This is a genomic window from Streptomyces sp. NPDC051976, from assembly GCF_040680795.1.
Taxonomy (GTDB): domain Bacteria; phylum Actinomycetota; class Actinomycetes; order Streptomycetales; family Streptomycetaceae; genus Actinacidiphila.
Window position 1 is genome coordinate 1 of sequence record NZ_JBFAXL010000026.1, and the last position, 21,887, is coordinate 21,887.

At 71.7% G+C, this 21,887-nt stretch carries 20 protein-coding genes; 17 read left to right on the plus strand and 3 right to left on the minus strand.

All coding sequences use genetic code 11. The features are described 5' to 3' along the window. Positions 1-80 precede the first annotated feature (80 nt). From AB0M29_RS24390 to AB0M29_RS24435, 10 genes are all read left to right on the plus strand, one after another. On the plus strand, positions 81-1,673 hold the full coding sequence (locus AB0M29_RS24390; protein ID WP_365385949.1) for a folylpolyglutamate synthase/dihydrofolate synthase family protein: 1,593 nt from the start codon (positions 81-83) through the stop codon (positions 1,671-1,673). Between the two features lie 13 nt (positions 1,674-1,686). Next, positions 1,687-2,022 carry a DUF4233 domain-containing protein gene (locus AB0M29_RS24395; RefSeq protein WP_365385952.1) on the plus strand — a complete coding sequence of 112 codons (336 nt, stop codon included), beginning with the start codon at positions 1,687-1,689 and terminating at the stop codon, positions 2,020-2,022. 82 nt (positions 2,023-2,104) lie between these two features. Beyond that, positions 2,105-2,518, plus strand: coding sequence for a nucleoside-diphosphate kinase (ndk, locus tag AB0M29_RS24400; protein ID WP_365385953.1), 414 nt, complete (start codon positions 2,105-2,107; stop codon positions 2,516-2,518). Positions 2,519-2,781: 263 nt separating this feature from the next. Beyond that, positions 2,782-3,807, plus strand: a complete 1,026-nt coding sequence (locus AB0M29_RS24405) for a rod shape-determining protein (protein WP_365386168.1) — start codon at positions 2,782-2,784, stop codon at positions 3,805-3,807. Between the two features lie 112 nt (positions 3,808-3,919). Next, positions 3,920-4,879, plus strand: a complete 960-nt coding sequence (gene mreC, locus AB0M29_RS24410; RefSeq protein ID WP_365385955.1) for a rod shape-determining protein MreC — start codon at positions 3,920-3,922, stop codon at positions 4,877-4,879. Positions 4,880-4,884: 5 nt separating this feature from the next. Beyond that, positions 4,885-5,517 carry a rod shape-determining protein MreD gene (gene mreD, locus AB0M29_RS24415; RefSeq protein WP_365385958.1) on the plus strand — a complete coding sequence of 211 codons (633 nt, stop codon included), beginning with the start codon at positions 4,885-4,887 and terminating at the stop codon, positions 5,515-5,517. Next, complete coding sequence (gene mrdA / locus AB0M29_RS24420) at positions 5,514-7,736, plus strand: penicillin-binding protein 2 (RefSeq protein WP_365385961.1); 2,223 nt, start codon at positions 5,514-5,516, stop codon at positions 7,734-7,736. Before mreD ends, mrdA begins: the two co-directional genes overlap by 4 nt. After that, positions 7,733-8,929, plus strand: a complete 1,197-nt coding sequence (gene rodA, locus AB0M29_RS24425) for a rod shape-determining protein RodA (protein ID WP_365385964.1) — start codon at positions 7,733-7,735, stop codon at positions 8,927-8,929. Before mrdA ends, rodA begins: the two co-directional genes overlap by 4 nt. A gap of 97 nt (positions 8,930-9,026) precedes the next feature. Then, a complete protein-coding gene (locus AB0M29_RS24430) occupies positions 9,027-10,529 on the plus strand; it encodes a CYTH and CHAD domain-containing protein (protein ID WP_365385967.1) in 1,503 nt (500 codons plus the stop codon). Positions 10,530-10,610: 81 nt separating this feature from the next. After that, positions 10,611-12,533, plus strand: coding sequence for a TIGR03960 family B12-binding radical SAM protein (locus AB0M29_RS24435; protein WP_365385969.1), 1,923 nt, complete (start codon positions 10,611-10,613; stop codon positions 12,531-12,533). Positions 12,534-12,616: 83 nt separating this feature from the next. Here AB0M29_RS24435 and AB0M29_RS24440 read toward each other — a convergent pair whose 3' ends face one another. After that, positions 12,617-13,570 carry an NAD(P)H-binding protein gene (locus AB0M29_RS24440; protein ID WP_365385970.1) on the minus strand — a complete coding sequence of 318 codons (954 nt, stop codon included), beginning with the start codon at positions 13,568-13,570 and terminating at the stop codon, positions 12,617-12,619. Positions 13,571-13,674: 104 nt separating this feature from the next. Between AB0M29_RS24440 and AB0M29_RS24445 the strand changes: the two genes are divergently transcribed. Both AB0M29_RS24445 and AB0M29_RS24450 read left to right on the plus strand, forming a co-directional pair. After that, entirely contained in the window at positions 13,675-14,652 is a 978-nt protein-coding gene (locus AB0M29_RS24445; protein WP_365386170.1) for a LysR family transcriptional regulator, read from the plus strand. Between the two features lie 9 nt (positions 14,653-14,661). Continuing rightward, positions 14,662-15,204 (plus strand): GNAT family N-acetyltransferase, encoded by a 543-nt coding sequence (locus AB0M29_RS24450; protein ID WP_365385971.1) that lies wholly within the window; start codon positions 14,662-14,664, stop codon positions 15,202-15,204. On the opposite strand, the gene AB0M29_RS24455 is transcribed toward AB0M29_RS24450, so the two are convergent. After that, a complete protein-coding gene (locus tag AB0M29_RS24455) occupies positions 15,201-15,521 on the minus strand; it encodes a carboxymuconolactone decarboxylase family protein (protein ID WP_365385973.1) in 321 nt (106 codons plus the stop codon). The two genes, AB0M29_RS24450 and AB0M29_RS24455, sit on opposite strands and share 4 nt — an antisense overlap. 195 nt (positions 15,522-15,716) lie before the next feature. Between AB0M29_RS24455 and AB0M29_RS24460 the strand changes: the two genes are divergently transcribed. Both AB0M29_RS24460 and AB0M29_RS24465 read left to right on the plus strand, forming a co-directional pair. Continuing rightward, a complete protein-coding gene (locus tag AB0M29_RS24460) occupies positions 15,717-16,130 on the plus strand; it encodes a metalloregulator ArsR/SmtB family transcription factor (protein WP_365385975.1) in 414 nt (137 codons plus the stop codon). Beyond that, complete coding sequence (locus AB0M29_RS24465; protein ID WP_365385978.1) at positions 16,127-16,885, plus strand: aquaporin; 759 nt, start codon at positions 16,127-16,129, stop codon at positions 16,883-16,885. Before AB0M29_RS24460 ends, AB0M29_RS24465 begins: the two co-directional genes overlap by 4 nt. A 68-nt stretch (positions 16,886-16,953) precedes the next feature. Here AB0M29_RS24465 and AB0M29_RS24470 read toward each other — a convergent pair whose 3' ends face one another. Next, on the minus strand, positions 16,954-18,156 hold the full coding sequence (locus tag AB0M29_RS24470) for an ROK family transcriptional regulator (RefSeq protein ID WP_365385981.1): 1,203 nt from the start codon (positions 18,154-18,156) through the stop codon (positions 16,954-16,956). 139 nt (positions 18,157-18,295) lie between these two features. Here AB0M29_RS24470 and AB0M29_RS24475 point away from each other — a divergent pair, with 139 nt between their 5' ends. From AB0M29_RS24475 to AB0M29_RS24485, 3 genes are all read left to right on the plus strand, one after another. Then, positions 18,296-19,750 carry an APC family permease gene (locus AB0M29_RS24475; RefSeq protein WP_365385984.1) on the plus strand — a complete coding sequence of 485 codons (1,455 nt, stop codon included), beginning with the start codon at positions 18,296-18,298 and terminating at the stop codon, positions 19,748-19,750. Positions 19,751-19,860: 110 nt separating this feature from the next. Beyond that, positions 19,861-20,421 (plus strand): GNAT family N-acetyltransferase, encoded by a 561-nt coding sequence (locus AB0M29_RS24480; RefSeq protein WP_365385987.1) that lies wholly within the window; start codon positions 19,861-19,863, stop codon positions 20,419-20,421. Between the two features lie 10 nt (positions 20,422-20,431). Further along, positions 20,432-21,784, plus strand: coding sequence for a hypothetical protein (locus AB0M29_RS24485; RefSeq protein WP_365385990.1), 1,353 nt, complete (start codon positions 20,432-20,434; stop codon positions 21,782-21,784). Positions 21,785-21,887 lie beyond the last annotated feature (103 nt).

Here is a 21,887-nt window from a genome sequence, read left to right on the forward strand (position 1 = left end):
GGGGGGCCCCCGCGCCGCGGGGGGCCCGCCGCGCACCCCGAGGGCCATGGACACGCCGCCGCCTCCGTAGACTGGGCGGTGTGAGCGACCACCCCCCGAACGGCGACCCGACGTCAGGCCTGTTCGACGACTTCCCCGACGACGACGCGGCCGACGCCGCCGCTGCCGCCGCGTACGACGACGCCGACACGTACGACTCAGGCGACGCCGACGAGGCGTCCGACGACGAGCGCCGCGAGGCGGACATGGCCGTCATCGAGGCGGGCAGCCGTACGCTGCGGGCGGGCATCAGCCCCGCGGCCGAGGACGACGTACCGGCCAGGCCCGCGGACCCGGAGACCGACCGGGCGCTGCGCGCGGTCGAGGAGGAGCTGCTCGGCCGCTGGCCCGAGACCAAGCTGGAGCCGTCACTCGATCGTATGACGGCGCTGATGGACGTCCTCGGCGAGCCGCAGCGCGCCTATCCGGCGATCCACATCACCGGCACCAACGGCAAGACCAGCACCGCCCGGATGATCGAGCGGCTGCTGCTCGGCTTCGACCTGCGCACCGGCCGCTACACCAGCCCGCACGTGCAGTCGGTGACCGAGCGGATCAGCCTGGACGGGGCGCCGATCTCGGCCGAGCGGTTCATCGAGACCTACCGCGACATCCAGCCCTTCGTCGGTCTGGTCGACGACGCGCAGCCGCACCGGCTGTCCTTCTTCGAGGTGCTCACCGGGATGGCCTACGCCGCCTTCGCCGACGCACCGGTCGACGTCGCGGTCGTCGAGGTCGGCATGGGCGGCGGCTGGGACGCCACCAACGTGGTGGACGGCCAGGTCGCGGTGGTCACCCCGATCTCCCTCGACCACACCGACCGGCTGGGCTCCACGCCCGGTGAGATCGCCGTCGAGAAGGGCGGCGTCATCAAGAAGGACGCCACCGCGGTCTTCGCCCAGCAGCCCGCGGACGCCGCCCAGGTGCTGCTCAAGCGGGCCGTGGACGTGGACGCGACGGTGGCCCGCGAGGGCATGGAGTTCGGCGTCGTGCACCGCGAGGTCGCCGTCGGCGGCCAGTTGCTGACGCTGCGCGGCCTCGGCGGCGAGTACGACCAGATCTTCCTGCCGCTGCACGGCGAGTACCAGGCGCACAACGCGTCGGTGGCGCTGGCGGCCGTGGAGGCGTTCTTCGGTATCGGCAGCGTCCACTCGCGCCCGCTGGACATGGACACCGTCCGTACCGCGTTCGCGTCGGTCACCTCGCCCGGGCGGCTCGAAGTGGTGCGCCGCAGCCCGACCGTGGTGCTGGACGCCGCGCACAACCCGGCGGGGGCGCAGGCCACCGCCGCCGCGATCGGCGAGGTCTTCGGCTTCACCCACCTGGTGGGCGTGGTCGGCCCGAGCGGCGACAAGGACGTACGCGGCCTGCTGGAGGCGTTCGAGCCGGTCTTCGCCGAGATCGTGGTGACCCGTAACTCCACCCACCGGGCGATGGACGTCGACGCCCTGGCGGCGCTGGCCGTCGAGGTGTTCGGCGACGAGCGGGTGCAGGTCGAGCCGCGGCTGGACGACGCCCTGGAGGCGGCGATCACGCTGGCCGAGGACGAGGGCGAGTATTCGGGGGCCGGTGTGCTCGTCACCGGTTCCGTCATCACCGTGGGAGAGGCCCGGCTGCTGCTGGGCCGCAAGTGAAGGGGGCCGGAGCATGCGGACGCTCTGCGCCAGCACACTGATCAGCGAGTTCCTCGTCATCGGCTTCGCCGGTCTGGTCGCCATGAAGAACCCCGACCTGACCCAGGCCACCGTGTGGACGGTGTGCGGCATCGCCATGGCGCTGTGCGTGCTGCTGTGCGGTGTGCTCACCCGGCCGGGTGCGCTGGCCGTCGGCTGGGCGCTGCAGATCGGGCTGATCGTCAGCGGCTTCGTCGTCGGTACGATGTTCATCCTGGGCGTGATCTTCGCCGCGCTGTGGTGGGCGTCGATCCACTACGGGCGCAAGGTCGACGTGGCGAGAGCGCGGAACGAGGCGCGGTCGGCCTGAGCCGCAGTCGGTCGGAGCCGCCGCGAACCGCCCTTGTAGGCTCGTCATACCCGTTCGTCCCGTACACCGCAGGAGCCGCCCCGTGTCGCAGCGCACCCTTGTCCTTCTCAAGCCGGACGCCGTCCGCCGTGGTCTCGTCGGCGAGATCGTCGGCCGTATCGAGCGCAAGGCGGGCTGGACGATCGGCGCCCTGGAACTGCGCTCCCTGGACCGGGACACGCTGGAGCAGCACTACGCCGAGCACGTCGGACGGCCGTTCTACGAGCCGCTGATGGAGTTCATGGCGTCCGGGCCCGTGGTGGCCATGGTCGTCGAGGGCGAGCGGGTCATCGAGGGCGTGCGCGCGCTGGCCGGGCCGACTGACCCGATCGCCGCCGCACCCGGCTCCATTCGGGGGGATTTCGGGACAATTGTCCGGGAGAACCTCATCCATGCCTCAGACTCGGAAGAGTCCGCCGCGCGCGAGATCAAGATCTTCTTCCCGGGTCTCGCGTAACGCTCTGACCTGACCGTTCACGCGAAGGCGCCGATTCCTGACGCCACGCCAGATAACAGGCGGGGTAATTCCCGGCGCCCTGGGCATATGCCGAGGGCGATCGGGAACCAATCACCCCGACACGGCGTCACCATTACAGAGGTCCGCTGTGTGTTCTGATGACAATGACGTCGGAACCCCGACCCCGCGCCCCACCGGGCGCGACTACGATGGAATCTCCGCTCAAGCTCGGGAAGGCCAGACGTATCCACATGGCGAACAACATGTCGTTCATCGGCCGTGACATGGCTGTCGACCTCGGGACCGCCAACACGCTGGTGTACGTCAGGGGTCGCGGGATCGTCCTCAACGAGCCGTCGGTCGTGGCCGTGAACACCAACACCGGCGGCATTCTCGCGGTGGGCTCCGAAGCCAAGAAGATGATCGGCCGGACCCCTGGCAACATCGTCGCGGTCCGCCCCCTGAAGGACGGCGTCATCGCCGACTTCGAGATCACCGAGCGCATGCTGCGCTACTTCATCCTCAAGATCCACAAGCGCCGCTACCTGGCCCGCCCCCGGGTGGTCGTCTGCGTGCCCTCCGGCATCACCGGAGTGGAGCGCCGCGCCGTCATCGAGGCGTCGACCCAGGCCGGCGCGCGTACCGTCCACATCATCGAGGAGCCGATGGCGGCCGCGATCGGCGCCGGGCTCCCGGTCCACGAGGCCACCGGCAACATGGTGGTGGACATCGGCGGCGGCACCACCGAGGTCGCGGTGATCAGCCTCGGCGGCATCGTCACGGCGCAGTCCATCCGCGTCGCGGGCGACGAGCTGGACAACGCGATCATCCAGCACATCAAGAAGGAGTACAGCCTCCTTCTCGGTGAGCGCACCTCCGAGCAGATCAAGCTCACCATCGGCTCGGCCTTCGCCCCCGAGGGGGAGAAGGAGGAGCACACCGAGATCCGCGGCCGCGACCTGGTCAGCGGACTCCCCAAGACCGTGGTGATCTCCGCCGCCGAGGTGCGCAAGGCCATCGAGGAGCCGGTCAACGCGATCGTCGACGCGGTGAAGACCACGCTCGACAAGTGCCCGCCCGAGCTGTCCGGCGACATCATGGACCGCGGCATCGTGCTGGCCGGCGGCGGCGCGCTGCTGCGCGGCCTCGACGACCGGCTGCGGCACGAGACGGGGATGCCGATCCACATCGCCGAATCGCCGCTCGACTGCGTGGCGCTGGGCGCCGGCAAGTGCGTCGAGGAGTTCGAGGCGCTCCAGCAGGTCCTCGACGCCTCACCGCGCAGATGAGGCAGGTTCAGACGCGGGGTCCGGCCGACGGCGGAATCCCGGCACACAAGCTCTGACCGGCCGCGGCCCCCAGCGGCGGCAGGTCCGATGAGGAAGGCACGGACTGGCGCCCGTGAGGGACACACGAGAGAGCCGGCTTCTGCTGGTGCTGCTGGTAGTGATCGCGTTCGCGCTGATCACCGTCGACATCCGGGGCGGAGAGGACTCACCGATGGACCGGCCGCGGCAGGCGGCCCAGTCCCTCTTCGGCCCGGTGGAGAACGCCGTCTCCGGCGTGGTCGATCCGGTGGGCAACGCCATAGACGCGGTACGCGACTCACGCGGTCGCAGCAGCACCATCAGCCGTCTGGAGCGGGAGAACGAGACGCTCAAGGAGCGGCTCGGCAGCAGCGACATCACCCGCAACCGCGCCGCGGAACTCGACAAGATGCTCAAGACCGCGGGCGCCGGCCAGTACACCATCAAGGGCGCTCAGGTCATCGCCATAGGAGCGGCCCAGGGCTTCTCCTGGACGGTCACCATCGACGCCGGCAGCAAGGACGGCATCGCCCGCGACATGACCGTCATCAACGGTGACGGACTGGTCGGCCGGGTCACCACCGTCGGCCCGTCCACCTCCACGGTGCTGCTCGCCAACGACCCCGACTTCACCGTCGGCACCCGGCTCGAGGGCTCCATGGAGCTCGGCTTCGCCACCGGCCAGGGCGACCAGCCGATGCGCGTCCAGCTCCTCAACGGCAAGGCCCAGGTGCGCAACGGCGACCGGCTGGTCACCTTCGGCTCCGAGGCGGGCAAGCCGTTCGTGGCGGGCGTGCCGGTCGGCAAGGTCATGGGCGTCGACCCGTCCGCGGGCAATCTGACCAAGACCATCGAGGTCCAGCCCTTCGTCGGCTTCACCCGGCTCGACATCGTCGGTGTCGTCGTCGTGGGCCCGCGCACCGACCCGCGCGACAGCGTGCTGCCGCCCCGGCCGACACCGTCGCCCAAGCCCACGCCGAAGCCCAAGCCGAAGCCGTCCACCACGGTCACGGACACCGCCACCCCCGGCCTCGACCCCACCCCGACGGGCTGACACCCATGCGACTGAACCGGATCGTCCTCTCCACCGTGCTCGTGGTCGTCGCCATGGTCGCCCAGGTCAGCGTGCTGGCCCGGCTGCACCTCCCCGGCGCCGTGCCCGATCTGCTGCTGCTGACCGTGCTCGGCCTGGCCATCGCCTACGGCCACGTCGGCGGCTGCCTCGTCGGCTTCTTCGCCGGTCTGCTCGCCGACCTCGCGCCACCGGCCGACCACGCGGTGGGCCGCTACGCCCTGGTGCTGTGCGTCATCGGCTACCTGGCCGGCCTGGTCAAGCCCGACAACGGCCAACTGCGCACCGCCTCAGGGCCGATGCTGGTCGTCATCGGCGCCGCCGTCGGCACCACGCTGCTGTACGCGGGCGTCGGCACCCTCGTCGGCGACACCGCGGGCGCCCATGTGGGCCTGGGCAAGCTGGTGGCCACCGCCACGATCTACGACCTGCTGCTCGCCCCGTTCGTGGTCCCCCTGGTGATGGCCATCGCGCGCCGCTTCGACCGCGACCCGCTCATCGAGGACTCGGCCGGCGGATTCGGGGGCACGCGTATCACCACCCAGCGCGGTGGGCTGTTCGGCAGGGCGGGCAAGATGGTGAAGGTGGGTTCGATGGCCAGGGGGGCACGGCGGCTGTGAGCAACATCCCGGAGACAGGACGCACGTCACGCATCACGATTCGCCTGGTCATCCTGCAGATCCTGGTGGTGTCACTGCTGCTCACCCTGGGCGGGCGGCTGTGGTACCTGCAGATCCGCAACGGCCAGGAGTACGACCAGAAGGCCGCGAGCAACCACATCCAGCAGGTCGTCACCCCCGCCGTGCGCGGCGCGATCCTCGACGACCGCGGTGTGCCGCTCGCCGACAACGAGACCCGGCTGGTGGTCTCCGCCAGCCGCACCGACCTGCTCAAGCAGCCCGACGACGGCGTGGCCGTCCTCACCCGGCTCGCCGCCGTCCTCGGCATGAAGCCCAAGGACGTCACCGACAAGGTCCGGCTGTGCGACGCCCAGACGCCGCGCCCGTGCTGGAACGGCTCGCCGTACCAGCCGATCCCGATCACCGACAAGGCCACCACCCAGCAGGCGCTGCAGATCATGGAGCGTCGCGAGGACTTCCCCGGCATCACCGCGGAACCCACCGCCGTACGCCGGTACGCGGCCCCCTACAAGGCCAACACCGCGCAGGTGCTCGGCTACCTCTCCCCGGTCACCGACGACGAGGTCGCCGCCTCGGAGAAGACCAGCAGCCCGCTGCTGCGCTCGGACCAGATCGGCCGGTCCGGCCTGGAGAGCGTCTACGACTCGCAGCTGCGCGGCAAGGCGGGCGTGACGCGCTACGAGGTGGACAACCTCGGCCGGGTGATCGGCAAGGCGGGCGACACCCCCGCGCAGCCCGGCAACAACCTGGTCACCAGCATCGACTCCCGCGTGCAGGCGGTCACCGAGAAGGAGCTGGCCACCGCGATGTCGGAGGCCCGCAAGACCTACGACACGATCACGCACGAGAACTACAAGGCCGACTCCGGCGCCGCCGTGGTCATGGACAACCACACCGGCCAGATCATCGCCATGGCCAGCGCCCCCACGTACGACCCCAACGCCTGGGTCGGCGGCATCTCCGCCAAGGACTACAAGGCGCTCACCGACGTCAAGTCCAACTACCCGCTGCTGAACCGGGCCATCCAGGGCCAGTCCGCCCCCGGCTCCACCTTCAAGGTGGTCTCCACCTCCGCCGCGGTCAACGCCGGCTACTCCATCAACGGGAACTACCCCTGCACCCCGTCGATGACCATCGGCAACCGCGTCTTCAAGAACTTCGAGGGCGAGTCCTTCGGCGACATCTCGCTGGAACGCGCCCTGGAGGTCTCCTGCGACACCGTCTTCTACGGCCTGTCCTACGGCCAGTGGCAGGCGGACGGCGGCACCGACCCCAAGCACCCCAAGGACTGGTTCTACAAGACCGCCCACCAGTTCGGGCTCGGCGCCAAGACCCATGTCGACCTTCCCGGCGAGGTCACCGGCCGGGTGCCGGACCGCCAGTGGAAGAAGGACTTCTGGGACGCCAACAAGGACTACTGGTGCAAGATCGGCAAGACCAAGCGCACCGACTACGCCGCCGAGATCGCCCGCGAGAACTGCCCCGACGGCTATGTGCTGCGCGCCGGTGACTCCGTCAACTACGCCATCGGCCAGGGCGACACCCTGGTCACCCCGGTCCAGATGGCCCGGATCTACGCGGCCCTCGCCAACGGCGGCACCATGTACCAGCCGACCATCGGCAAGGCGGTGATAAGCCCCGACGGCAAGACCGTGACCCCGATCAAGCCGAAGGTCGTCGGCCACCTGCCGGACACCCAGGACACCCTGAAGTACATCAACAAGGCACTGGCCGGCGTCATCACCGACGGTACGGCCGCCTGGAAGTTCGGCGGCTGGCCGCAGGACAAGATCACCCTGCACGCCAAGACCGGTACCGCGGAGGTCGCCGGCAAGCAGACCACGTCCTGGCTGGACACGTACACCAAGGACTACACGGTCGTGATGACCATCTCGCAGGCCGGTACCGGTTCCGGCGCCTCCGGCACCGCCATCCGCCGGATCTACGAGGCGATGTACGGCATCAAGCAGGACAGCAACCAGATCGACCCCAAGAAGGGCCTGATGCCGCAGCCCGTCACCTCGCTGCCCAAGATCTCCGCGGACGGCAGTGTCGTCAAGGCCGCCTACACCACCATCACGCCGGACACCATGACGCCGGTCTCGCCGCGGACCGCGAACGGCTCCGCGCCGGTGCTCGCCGCCCTCGCCCCGACCAGGACCGACCGGCTGCTGTACGGCAGGAAGAGCTGGTCATGACGGGCTACGACTACTCGATCCGGCGCTTCACCCCGGAGCGCTCCACCCTGGGCAAGATGTTCGCCCGGGACTCGATAGTGCGCCGGATGGATTGGCTGCTGCTCCTGGCGGCGGTCGTGCTCTGCGGCATCGGCACCCTGCTGGTGTACTCCGCCACCCGCAACCGCACCAGCCTCACCCACGGCGACCAGTACTACTTCCTGCTGCGCCACCTGATGAACGCCGGGATCGGCGCGGCGCTCGCCGTCGGCGCGGTCGCCATAGGGCACCGCCGGATGCGCGGCGTCGTGCCCTTCTACTACGTGCTGGCGATCCTCGGCATCCTCGCCGTACTCAGCCCGCTCGGCTCGACCGTCAACGGCGCCCACTCCTGGATCGTCATCGGCGGCGGCTTCTCCCTCCAGCCGTCGGAGTTCGTCAAGATCGCGATCATCCTCGGCATGGCGGTGGTGCTCTCCGCCCGGGTCGACGCGGGCGACCGCGAGCATCCCGACCACCGCACCGTCGTCCAGGCCCTCGGCCTGGCCGCGCTGCCCATAGCGATCATCATGCTGATGCCGGACCTCGGCTCGGTGATGGTGCTGGCCGCGATCGTGCTCGGCGTACTGCTCGCCTCCGGCGCCTCCAACCGCTGGGTCTTCGGCCTGATCGCCGCCGGCGTCGGCGGCTCGCTGGCGATCTGGCAGCTCGGCATCCTGGACAAGTACCAGATCGACCGCTTCGCCGCCTTCGCCAACCCCGCCCTCGACCCCTCCGGCGTCGGCTACAACACCAGCCAGGCCCGGATCGCCATCGGCTCCGGCGGACTGCTCGGCAAGGGACTCTTCCACGGCAGCCAGACCACCGGCCAGTTCGTCCCCGAGCAGCAGACCGACTTCGTCTTCTCGGTCGCGGGCGAGGAACTCGGCTTCGTCGGCGCCGCCCTGATCATCGTCCTGATCGGGATCATCCTCTGGCGCGCCTGCGCGATCGCGCGCAACGCCACCGACCTCTACGGCACGATCGTCGCCGCCGGGATCGTCGCCTGGTTCGCCTTCCAGTCCTTCGAGAACATCGGCATGACGCTCGGCATCATGCCGGTGGCGGGTATCCCCTTGCCCTTTGTGTCATACGGCGGATCATCCATGTTCGCCAACTGCGTGGCCATCGGACTGCTCCAGTCGGTGCGGATGCAGCGCCCCATGTCCGCGTGACCCGGTGACCCCCGCCCGCCCACCGGACGGCCCCACGGGCTGACCAGTGGGTGGGCGCCCCATTGCCCCGGGCCGGACCCGCGACTACCGTCCCACCATGGGCCAGCGCGTACGTGAGACCGAGCGCAAGTACGAGGCCGGTGACCGCCACGGGCAGCACGCGGTCGCTCCCGACCTCGAAGGGCTCCCCGCCGTCGCCGGGACCAGAACCCTGGAGACCGCCCGGCTCGACGCCGTCTACTACGACACCGCCGACCTGGCCCTGGCCGCCCACCGCACCACCCTGCGCCGCCGCACCGGCGGCGACGACGCGGGCTGGCACCTGAAACTCCCCACCACCGAGGCCGACACCCGTACCGAGGTACGCGTCCCCCTCGGCCGTACCACCAAGCCCCCCAAGACACTGCGCACCGAGGTCGCGGCCCTGCTCAGAGGCCGCCCGCTGGCCCCCGTCGTCCGGCTGCGCACCACGCGGCAGCGGGTGCTGCTGCTGGACGAGGCGGGCCGCGCCCTCGCCGAGATCGCCCTCGACGAAGTGACCGCCGAACCCGGTCCCACCTGGTCGGAGACCGAGGTGGAACTCGTACGCGGCGGCCCCGAACTGCTCGACGCCGTCGAGGCCCGGCTCGAAGCGGCCGGGCTGCGCCGCTCCCGGTCCCGCTCCAAACTCGCCCGCGCCCTCGGCGACCGGCTGGCCGCCACCCCGCCCGCCCCCGTACCGCCCACCGGCACCCCCGGCACCGCGGGCTCCACCGCCACCGCGTACCTCTACGCGCAACTGGCCGCGATCATCGCCCTCGACCCGCTGGTCCGCCGCGACGAGCCCGACGCCGTCCACCGCATGCGGGTCGCCACCCGCAGGGCCCGCAGCGCCTTCAAGAGCTTCCGCAGGGAACTCGACCGCGAGGCCACCGACCCGCTCGGCGCCGAGCTGAAATGGCTGGCCGCCGTCCTCGGCATGGAACGCGACCGCGAGGTGCTCGCCGAACGCCTCGACCAGCGGCTCGCCGCACTCGACCCGAAGCTCGCCACCGCCGCCGTCCGCGAGCGGCTGGGCGCACTCGCCGCCGACACCCACGACGACTCGCACGGCTCCGTCGTCCGCATCCTCAGCGGCGGCCGCTACTACGCCCTCCTCGACCGGCTGGAGGCGCTGCTCACCGCGCCCCCGTACCGGCCCGCCGCCGCGGCCCCCGCGCCCGAGGCCGCCGCCGAGACCGTACGCCGCGACCACGCCCGGCTGCGGCGGCAGATCGAGGACGCCCTCGCACTGCCGCCCGGCCACGACCGGGACACCGCGCTGCACGAGGCCCGCAAGTCCGCCAAGCGGGCCCGTTACGCCAGCGAGGCCGCGGAAGCGGTGCTCGGCGCGCCCGCCGCCGCGCACACCGCCCGGATGAAGGGCGTGCAGCAGCTGCTCGGCGAGCACCAGGACAGCGTGCTGTGCCGCGACGCGCTGCTGCTGGTGAGCGAGCAGGCCCACGCGGCGGGGGAGCGCGGCACCGCCTACGCCGTCCTGGTCCAGGCCGAGCGGGATCTCGCGGCGGCGGTCGAGGCCGCGCTGCCCGAGGCGTGGCGCAGGGCGGACCGGACGGTCTGAGCTCCGGGTACCCTTGAGGGTCACCCACCCCCGTGGCCGTCGGTCCGGGGCGCCCCCAGCCGTCTGATGAAAGTCGCCGAGATGCCTGTCGAGTCGGTCTTCCCGCGCCTGGAAGCACTTCTCCCGCACGTCCAGAAGCCGATCCAGTACGTCGGCGGCGAGCTGAACTCCACCGTCAAGGACTGGGACAGCGCCGACGTGCGCTGGGCACTGATGTATCCGGACGCCTACGAGGTGGGACTGCCGAACCAGGGCGTCATGATCCTCTACGAGGTGCTCAACGAGCGTGACGGCGTCCTCGCCGAGCGCACGTACAGCGTGTGGCCCGACCTGGAAGCGCTGATGCGCGAGCACGGTGTGCCGCAGTTCACCGTCGACAGCCACCGCCCGGTCGGTGCCTTCGACGTCTTCGGCCTCAGCTTCTCCACCGAGCTGGGCTACACCAACATGCTCACCGCGCTCGACCTCGCGGGCATCCCGATGCTCGCCGCCGACCGCACCCTCGACGACCCGATCGTGCTGGCCGGCGGGCACGCCGCCTTCAACCCCGAGCCGATCGCCGACTTCATCGACGCCGCCGTGATCGGCGACGGCGAGCAGGCCGTCCTGGAGATGACCGAGGTCATCCGCGCCTGGAAGAGCGAGGGCCGCCCCGGCGGCCGCGACGAGGTGCTGCTGCGGCTGGCGAAGACCGGCGGCGTCTACGTACCGCGCTTCTACGACGTCGAGTACCTGGCCGACGGCCGCATCTCCCGCGTCGTCCCCAACCGCAGCGGCGTGCCGTGGCGGGTCTCCAAGCACACCGTCATGGACCTCGACGAGTGGCCGTACCCCAAGCAGCCGCTGGTGCCGCTGGCCGAGACCGTGCACGAGCGGATGTCCGTGGAGATCTTCCGCGGCTGCACCCGCGGCTGCCGCTTCTGCCAGGCGGGCATGATCACCCGCCCGGTCCGTGAGCGCAGCATCACCGGCATCGGCGAGATGGTGGAGAAGGGCCTCAAGGCCACCGGCTTCGAGGAGGTCGGCCTGCTGTCGCTGTCCTCCGCCGACCACACCGAGATCGCCGACATCGCCAAGGGCCTCGCTGACCGGTACGAAGAGGACAAGATCGGCCTGTCGCTGCCCTCCACCCGGGTCGACGCCTTCAACATCGACCTCGCCAACGAACTCACCCGCAACGGCCGCCGTTCCGGCCTCACCTTCGCCCCCGAGGGCGGCTCCGAGCGGATCCGCAAGGTCATCAACAAGATGGTCTCCGAAGAGGACCTGATCCGTACCGTCGCCACCGCCTACGGCAACGGCTGGCGGCAGGTGAAGCTCTACTTCATGTGCGGTCTGCCCACCGAGACCGACGAGGACGTGCTGCAGATCGCCGACATGGCGAAGAAGGTCATCGCCAAGGGCCGCGAGGTCACCGGCCAGAACGACATCCGCTGCACCGTCTCCATCGGCGGCTTCGTCCCCAAGCCGCACACCCCCTTCCAGTGGGCCCCCCAGCTCGGCGTCGAGGAGACCGACGCCCGCCTGGAGAAGCTGCGCGACGCCATCCGCGGCGACCGCAAGTACGGCCGCAACATCGGCTTCCGCTACCACGACGGCAAGCCCGGCATCATCGAGGGACTGCTCTCCCGCGGTGACCGCCGCGTCGGCGCCGTCATCCGCGCCGTCTACGAGGACGGCGGCCGCTTCGACGGCTGGCGCGAGCACTTCTCCTACGACCGCTGGCTCCGCGCCGCCGAGTCCCAGCTCCCCGCCCTCGGCGTCGACCTCCCCTGGTACACCACCCGCGAGCGCACCGTCGAGGAAGTCCTCCCCTGGGACCACCTCGACTCCGGCCTCGACAAGGACTGGCTCTGGGAGGACTGGCAGGACGCCCTCGACGAAACCGAGGTCGACGACTGCCGCTGGACCCCGTGCTTCGACTGCGGTGTGTGTCCCCAGATGGACACCCACATCCAGGTCGGCCCCACGGGCCAGAAGCTGCTGCCCCTGACCGTCGTCTGAGCCGTCACTCCACAACACCGATGCCCTCCTGCTGATGTGCGGCCGGAGGGCATCGGCGTGTGGTGGGGCGGGTGCGGCGGGGGTCAGGTGGTGATGGTGGCGACCGGGGCGAGGCCGTAGGTGTGGGCGTAGCCGTTCTCGGTGCCGACGAGGACGGCGGGCTCGAGGGTCTCGGCGCACCACTGCTCGAAGGTGGTGGGGGAGGCGGTGGCCGGGGTGCGGGTGACGCCTGCGTCGAGGCCGTCGTCCTTGGCGCGCTTCATGTCGACGATGCCCTGGACGAATTCCTTGTTGAGGCCGTAGCCGACGAGGGTGGAGTACAGGTCGTCGAGCGACTGGCGTACGTAGCGGACGGGGCGGCCGAGTTGCCCGGTCATGACGCGGGCCAGGTCGTTGGGGGAGAGGTCCCGCGGGCCGAGGACGGGGACGCTGCCGGTGCCGGTCCATGAGCGGTCCAGCAGCAGGCCGGCGGCGGCCGCGGCGATGTCGGCGACGGCGACCAAGGGGGCCTTGCGGTCGGGGTCGACGGTGTCGGTCCAGCAGCCGTCGTCGCGGATCGAGGCGGCCTCCTCCAGGAGGTTCTCGAAGAAGGACGGGTTGGCCAGCGCCCGGTAGGCGGCGCCGGATTCGGCGATCAGGTCGTCCATGGCGAGCGAGGCCGTGACGAGACCGGCCCGGTCGGCGAGAGGAGTGCCGCGGCCGAGCGCGGAGACGCCGACGACATGGCCGACACCGTGGGCGGCGAGCGCCGTGACGGCGGGGCGGGTGAACGCGCTGTAGGCGTCGTACGGGGTCAGCGTGGCGTCCGGGGGGACGAGCCAGAAGACGGCGTCCGCCCCCTCGAAGGCGCGGTGGAGGACCTCGGGCTCCGCGTGCGAGCCGGTGACGACCTCGACGCGTTCGCGTGCCGCCTCCGGGAGCCGGGCGGGGTCGCGCACGATCACGCGGAGTTCCTCGCCCGCGGCGGGGGTGGAGTCCAGGAGCCGTGAGAGCAGGTGGCGGCCGATGTTCCCGGTGGGAGCAGTGATGACGATCAAGAAAACCTCGCAGGTCGCACTGGTTCGGTACGCCCTTCATCCTGCGGAGGGCATCAGTGCTGCCACAATGGGAACTTCGGCACGCAATCATTGACGGAAATGGAATAACGCTGGTGAGCAGCCCGAATCCGGTCATCGACGCCAACCTCGCCATCGCGCTGGACGCCCTGCTGGCCGAGCACAGCGTGACCCGCGCCGCCGCGCGCCTGCACACCTCGCCCGCCGCGATGAGCCGTACGCTCGCCCGGCTGCGGCGCGTGCTCCAGGACCCGATCCTGGTGCGGGCCGGGCAGACGATGGTTCCCACCCCGCGCGCCCAGGCGCTGCGCGAGGAGGCGGCCGCGGTGGTACGCGGCCTGAGCGCGCTGCTCAGTCCCGGCGCGAGCGTCGACCCGGCCGGTCTGCGCAGCACCTTCACGCTCCAGGCCGCCGACCTGATCGGCGCGGCGCTGGGCCCGGGGCTGCTGCGACGGGCGCAGGAGGAGGCGCCGGGGGTCTCGTTCCGGATCCGGGGCGAGGAGCTGGAGGCAGGACCCGCGCTGCGCGACGGCCGGATCGACCTGGAGGTCGGGGCCATCGGCCATGTGGACCCGGAGACCCGGGTCGAGGAGCTGGTCGGGCTCCGTATGGTGGCGGGCGTCCGGCCCGGTCATCCGCTCACCGAGGGGCCGTTGACCCCGGCACGGCTCGCCGCCGCGGAACACGTCGCGGTCAGCCGCCGCGGCCGTTTCACCGGCCCCCTCGACACCGCCCTGGCGGAGCTGGACCTCCGGCGGCGGGTCAGCGTCGTCCTGCCCAGCCATCTGGCGGCGATGGCCCTTGCGGGCGGCAGCGACCTCGTCTGCCTCGTCCCCGCCGCCTTCCCCGGCGCTGCCCCCTCACCTCTCACCGACCACGCCCACGCCCTCGGACTCCACCTCCTCGACATCCCCCTGCCCCTCCCCCCGGTCACCATCGGCATGGCCTGGCACCCCCGCCACACCGCCGACGGCGCCCACCACTGGCTCCGCACCGCGGTCCGCCACACGCTCGGGACACCGGTGCCGGCTGATGCTCCCGGGCGGCCCGGGGGGTTGGGGTAGGTTGCCCGGATGAGTGATCTTGGACCTGTCGCCGGCTGGCCGCCCGCCCCGATCGCGACCGAGCGGCTCGTGCTGCGCGAGCCGCTGGCGCGGGACCGTACGACGTTCGTCGAGCTGTTCGCCTCGCCGGAGGTCGGGACGTACGTCGGGGGTGCGCGGCCGCGGGACGCACTCGAGCGGGCGATGCCGGAGATACCCGGGCTGCGGCCCGGGGTCTTCGTGGTGGAGTGCGACGGCGCGATGGTCGGCATGGTCAGCTTCGACCGGCGGGACGCCGAACGCCTGGGCCACATCCGGCGGGACGGCGGCGAGGCTGAACTCGGCTACATGTTCCTGCCGCGGGCATGGGGACACGGGTACGCGACCGAGGCGTGCGCCGCGGCACTCGGCTGGTTCGCCACCGCCCTCCCCGGCGAGCCGGTGGTCCTCTCCACCCAGACCGCCAACATCCCCTCGATGCGCGTCGCCGAGAAGCTCGGCTTCACCGAGGTGGCGCGGTTCGAGGACTACGGCGCCGAGCAGTGGCTCGGCGTGTGGGAGGCGGGGAACTAGGGCGTGCCCTCGCCTTCGGCGACCGCGATCGCGTAGCCGAGGGCCTCGGTGATGTGGGTGGCGGCGGACATGACGCGGGCGGTGCCGACGACCGGCGCGATCGCGACCAGGACGTCCTGTACCTCGGCCGCGCTCAGGTTGCTCTGGATCGCCGGGTCGATGTGGGCGAGGTACGAGGCCGCCGGGGCGTCCATGGCGGCGAGGGCGGCGATCCGGATGAGGATCAGGGTGTCAGGGGGCAGCCCGCAGCGTTCGACCGAGTCGAGCGTCATCGCGGCAAGGGTGTCCAGGACGGGGGTTTCTGACGATGTGGTCATGCCGACCATCTCCAGGTCGTGTACGGGCCCCGGCGCGACGGCGACGGGCGGGGCGCCCTCGGGGGCGCGGCCCCGGTTTCCACGGTAAGGACAGTGCGCCGCGGCTGCATCTCGGTGTTCGGGCGGTCCTGAGCACGCGTCATGCGGCGGCGGTCCGCACTTGTCGACTGATTCGACAAACGTCAAGATAGAAGGGTGTCGAAACAAGAGCTCGAGGTGATGGGCCCGCCGGGCGATTCCGCCGTCTGCTGCACGGGTCTCGCGGCCGCGCCGCTGGACGAGGAGCAGGCCGCCGACCTCGCGAGGGTCTTCAAGGCGCTGGGCGACCCGGTACGCCTCCGGTTGCTGTCGATGATCGCGTCGCATGAGGGCGGCGAGGTCTGTGTGTGCGACATGACGCCCGAGTTCGAGCTGTCCCAGCCGACCATCTCGCACCACCTGAAGCTGCTGCGGCAGGCCGGGCTGGTCGCTGCCGAGCGGCGCGGGACCTGGGTGTACTACCGCTCGCTGCCCGCGGCCCTCGACCGGCTGGCCACGGCGCTGGGGGGAGGGCCCGGGGCGGGGCCGGTGGCGTCGCCGCGCCCGCGCGTCGCGGAGGAGCGCGCGTGACCGCCTCGCTCGCGCGCCGCGTCGCCGCCGAGGCGGTGGGGACGGCCGCACTGGCCGCGGTGGTCGTCGGATCCGCCCGTCAGGCCGCCGGGCTGACCCATGACGCGGGAGTGCAGCTGCTCGCCAACTCGCTGGCGACCGCCCTCGGTCTCGGGGTGCTCATCGCGCTGCTCGGGCCGATCAGCGGCGCCCATCTCAACCCGGTGGTCTCGGCGGCGTCCTGGTACGCCGCCCGGCGTGGCGGTGCGGGGCTGACCGTACGGGAGGTGGCCGCGTACGTGCCCGCGCAGATCGCGGGGGCGGTCGGCGGCACCGTGCTGGCCGACGCCATGTTCGCCGAGCCCCTGGTGAAGTGGGCCACCTACGAACGGTCAGGGGTGCATCTGTGGCTGGCCGAGGGGGTGGCGACGGCCGGACTCGTCCTGCTGGTCCTCGGGTTGAGCAGGACCGGACGGGCCGCCCAGGCGCCGGTCGCGGTGGCCTCGTACATCGGCGCGGCCTTCTGGTTCACCTCCTCCAGCGGCTTCGCCAACCCGGCGGTGACGGTGGGCCGGGCCTTCACCGGCACCGTCGCCGGGATCGCCCCGGCGTCGGTGGCGCCGTTCGTCGCCGCCCAACTCGCCGGAGCCGCCGCCGGTGTCGCCCTGGCCGCCGCGCTCTTCGGCGACGCCCGCCCGCATCCGGACCCCGACGGCCCCGAGCCGACGGTCGTCCCCCAGGGCGGCCCGGGCCTCGCGGCCCCCGCCGCACCCTGAGAGCCGAACTCCCCGAGGGCGCCTCGGGCGTGCTGTCGCCCAGGAGGGCGTGATCCGCCGGACAGGCGTCAGTGCGCTGCCCGGCTTCCGTTCGGTGACGGGCCCGCCGAGCGCTGGTCGAAGACGACGTCGCGCGCGGTGGTGAGGGCGGTGGCGACCGCGCCCAGCAGGACGGCGTCCTCGCCGAGGGCGCTCGCGGCGACCTTGGGGCGTAGCGGGGTGAGGCGGCGCATGGTGGTGTCGACCGTCTCCAGGAGGAGGTCGGCGCTGTGGCCGACGCCGCCGCCGAGGACGACGAGGTCGGGGTCGAGGACGGCGGCGACGGCGGCGACGGTGTGGGCGAGCCGCTCGCCCTCCTGCCGGACGGCGGCGACGGCCGCCGGGTCGCCGGTGCGGGCCGCGCCGAAGACGGCCTTCGCGGTCAGCGGGCCGGTCATACCGAGGGCGCGGGCGGCGCGGACGACCGCTTCCGCCGAGACCGCGTCCTCCAGGGTGTCGGGCTCGGTGCGGCCCGACCAGGGAAGGAAGCCGATCTCACCCGCGGCGCCGTGGGCGCCGGTGAACAGGCGGCCGTCGGCGACCACGCCCATGCCGAGGCCGGTGCCGATCATGACGTAGACGAACAGCCGGCTGCCCGTGCCGACGCCGAAGGCGTGCTCGCCCAGCGCGGCGAGGTTGGCGTCGTTGTGCACCGCGAGGGGCACGCCGAGTTCGTCGCGCATCCGGTCGAAGAGACCGGCGCGGCCCCAGCCGGGCAGATGCATGGCGTAGCGGACGCGGCGGGCCTCTGAGTCGTAGACACCGGGGGTGCCGACGACGGCGTGGGCGACCTTGTCGGGGGAGACGCCGGAGTCCGCGACGACCTGGTGGGCGGTGGCCACGACCAGGTCGGCCATCGCGCCCGAGGTGCGCGCGCGGTTGCGTACGTCGGCGCGGGCCACGACCGTACCGTCCAGGTCCGCGAGCGCGATGCGCAGCCAGGCGCGGCCGATGTCGATGCCGAGCGCGTAGCCCGCGGCCGGATCGGGGACGTAGAGCACGGCGACACGCCCGCGTTCGGGGGTGTGCAGGCCCGCTTCCCGTACCAGGCCCGAGGCTTCGAGCGCGGCCAGCGCGCTGGAGACGGTGGGCTTGGACAGGCCGGTCTCGCGGGCGAGTTGGGCACGGGAGGCCGCGCCCGTGCGCAGGCGCTCCAGCAGCATGCGTTCGTTGGTGCTGCGCAGTCGCTGCTGGTTCCAGGGCTGCTCGGAGCCACCGTCGCTGCTGGTCATGCCGCCATTCTCACGTATGAGTCCAGGAAGTGGGCAGAAGTCGTGAAGTCGTGGATACCTCTTGACCAGTCTTAGTAAGGGAACTTAACTTAATCGCACCTCGGCGTCCCCACGTCACCACCAAGCCTCGGAGCACCACATGTCCGGTAGCCCGCCGCCCGCTGGCGGCTTCGTCCGACGTATCGGCCTCTTCCAGGCCACCGCGATCAACATGAGCCAGATGTGCGGCATCGGGCCGTTCGTCACCATCCCGCTGATGGTGGGCGCGTTCGGCGGACCGCAGGCGATCATGGGCTTCGTCGCGGGTGCGATCCTCGCCCTCGCCGACGGACTGATCTGGGCCGAACTGGGCGCGGCGATGCCCGGTTCCGGCGGCAGCTACGTGTATCTGCGGCAGGCGTTCCAGTACCGCAGCGGCAAGTTGATGCCGTTCCTGTTCGTGTGGACGGCGATGCTCTTCATCCCGCTGATCATGTCCACCGGGGTCGTCGGCTTCGTGCAGTACCTGGGCTATCTCGCCCCGCACATGGGCAAGACCACCGGAGACCTGGTCGGCCTCGGCGTGATCCTTGTCGTGGTGCTGCTGCTGTGGCGCGGCATCGAGCACATCGCGCGGATCACCACCGTGATGTGGCTGGTGATGATCGCGTCCGTGCTGATGGTGATCATCGCCGCGGCCACCGGCTTCTCCGGCCACCTGGCCTTCACCTACCCGCACAACGCCTTCGCGGTGACCCACGGCCACTTCTGGACCGGTTTCGCGGCGGGTCTGACCATCGGCATCTACGACTACCTCGGCTACAACACCACCGCGTACATGGGTGCCGAGATCAAGCAGCCGGGCCGGGTGCTGCCGCGCTCGATCATCTACTCGATCCTCGGCATCATGGCCATCTACCTGATGCTGCAGATCGGGACGCTGGGCGTGATCGACTGGCATCGCATGCTCAACCCCGACGACATCGCCTCCACCTCCATCGCCTCCGCCGTGCTGGAGAAGACATGGGGCAAGGGCGCCGCGGACACCGTCACCGTACTGATCCTGATCACGGCCTTCGCCTCCGTCTTCACCGGCCTGCTCGGCGGCTCCCGGGTGCCATTCGACGCCGCGCGCGAACGCGTCTTCTTCCGGCCGTTCGGCAAGCTGCACCCACGGCACCGCTTCCCCGTCTGGGGGCTGGCGGCGATGGGCGTGATCACCGCGATCGGCTTCCTCATCGGCCGCCACACCGACCTGCAGACGCTGATCCAGCTGCTCACCACCGTGATGATCATCGTCCAGGCGCTCGCACAGGTCCTCGCCGTCGTGCTGCTGCGGCAGCGCCAGCCGGGACTGCGCCGCCCGTACAAGATGTGGCTCTACCCGGTGCCGGCCGTCGTCGCGCTGATCGGCTGGCTGGTCATCTACGGCTACGCCGACAAGAACTCGCCCGGCCGTCACCCCATCGAATGGTCGCTGGCCTGGGTCGCGATCGGCTGCGTCGCCTTCGTGTTGTGGTCGCGCTACGAGAAGGTGTGGCCGTTCGGCCCGAAGGAGGTCTCCGAGGAGTACCTGGAGGGCGTCGACCCGGATGCCGAACCGGTCGCGGTCTGAGGGCTCAGGCGCCCTGAGTCCCGGTGAGATCCCGGTGACATCCCGATGACGGCTCCGGCCGGGCCGAGAATGCGGTGGCCCGGCCGGAGCCGTTTCGGCAGACTGAGACGATGCCGCAGCTCATCGCACCGGACGTCCGCTTCCACCACTCCTTCCTCGCCGCCATGGACGAGTTCAGAGCCGAGGGCCGGGGAGCGGCGGACGACAACTCCATGGTCGGGCACGACATACAACAGCGCGGCGCGCGGTGGCAGGAACCCGCGGTCTTCGCCGAGTACGTCGCGGAACTCCTCTCCCAGGGCGACGAGAACGCGCCGCGCCCGGCGGGCCGGGTGCCCTGCACCAATCTGTGGTGGGTCGACGGCGACGAGTACCTCGGGCGGATCGCCATCCGGCACCGCCTCACCGACTTCCTGCGCGAGTACGGCGGCCACATCGGCTACGACATCCGCGCCTCGGTCCGCCGCCGCGGCCACGCCACCGCCATGCTCCGCGCCACCCTGCCGGTCAGCGCCGCACTCGGCGTCGACCCCGCACTGGTCACCTGCGACACCACCAACACCGCCTCCCGCAAGGTGATCGAGGCATGCGGCGGTGTCTTCGAGGACCGCCGCGGCGAGAAACTCCGCTACTGGGTGCCGACTTCGGCCGCCGCCGCGCACACGGGCTAACGTTCTGGCCATGGCTTTCGAGGGTGGGGACGAGCGGGCGGACGCACGGGGGAGCGGCGTTCCGGCCCCGAGGGACGGCTCCGCCTCCGGTGCACTGTCCGGTGCCTCCGCCGACCAGGCCGCGCCCCGTGCCGAATCCGTGCCCGGCGCCGAGTGGCGCGCCGCGACCGGCGACCGGGTGCCGGTTCGGAAGTCCGGCGCCGTGAGTGGCGCCGTGCCGGGCAGCCAACCAGCCGACGGCGGCGGGTGTCTCGTCGTCGCCGTGCGGATGCCGGTGCGGCTGATCGCCTTCGCCGTCGTCCTTCCGCTGCGGCTCGTCTGGGACGCGCTGGCCGCCGCGGGCCGCGGCGTCAGCGCCGGGGTGAGGTGGCTGTGGCGGCGCCTGCTGCTTCCGCCGCTGCGGGCGTTCGGGGCCGCGCTCCTGTGGGTGTGGCGCACGCTCGTGGTGGTTCCGGCCGCCTTCCTGGCCAGGTATCTGGTCGCGCTGCCGCTGGTCGTGCTCTGGCGGTACGTGCTCGTGCCGGTCGGCCGCGGCATCGCCTGGGCGGTGCGGATGACGGCCGCGGGCATCGGATGGGCCGTCGAGCGGCTGCTCGTGCTGCCCCTCACCGCCCTCTACCGCCACGTCCTGACCCCCGTCGGCCACGCCCTGGCACGGCTGGCGCGCAACGTCGGCACCGGTCTCGGCCTCGGCGCCACCTGGCTCGGCCGCTATCTGCTCGTCGTCCCCGCCCGCGCGCTGTGGCGGCACCTCCTGGTGCCGGTCGCCCGCGCGGTGGCCGCCGCGGTCACCTTCCTGGTGCGGTACGCGGTCGTGGCGCCGGCCGTCGCCCTCTGGCGGTACGTGCTCGTGCCGGTCGGCCACGGGGTGCGGTGGACGCTGCGGGCCGTCACGTACGGCGCCGCCTGGCTGCTGCGTGTGCTGCTGGTCATACCCGTCGTCTTCGTATGGCGGAGGATTCTGCTGCCCGTCGGCCGGGAGGTCGCCGCCGCCCTGGGCCACGCCTGGCGCGTCACCGGGTATGTCTCGCGCGCCGTGGGCCGCGGCCTGCGGTGGCTCGGGCGCGTCCTGATCGCGGTGCCGCTGACCTGGCTGTGGCGGCACACCGGCGCCCCCGTCGTCCGCGGCCTGCGCGCGGCGGGCCGCTGGTCACGCCGCGCCCTGTGGACCCCGGTGCGGGAGGCGGTGGCCGAGGCCCGCAGCACCTTGCGCCAGCTCCGCGCCGACACCAGGAGGGCGCTCTTCGGTACGGCGCCGGCGGAGACCGTACGGCAGGTGAGCGCGGTGAAGCCGCTCGGCGACGCCGTACGGGAGCCGGTGGGCGAAACGGCCGCCGGGCAGTCGCCGCCGCCCGTCGGGTGACCGCGCGCCACCGTACGCGCGACCCGCTGCGCGGCCGTTGTCCACAGGCGCGTCATGAGCAATGTGCGATGCGGCGTAACCTTGGGTAGGACGAACGGAGGGC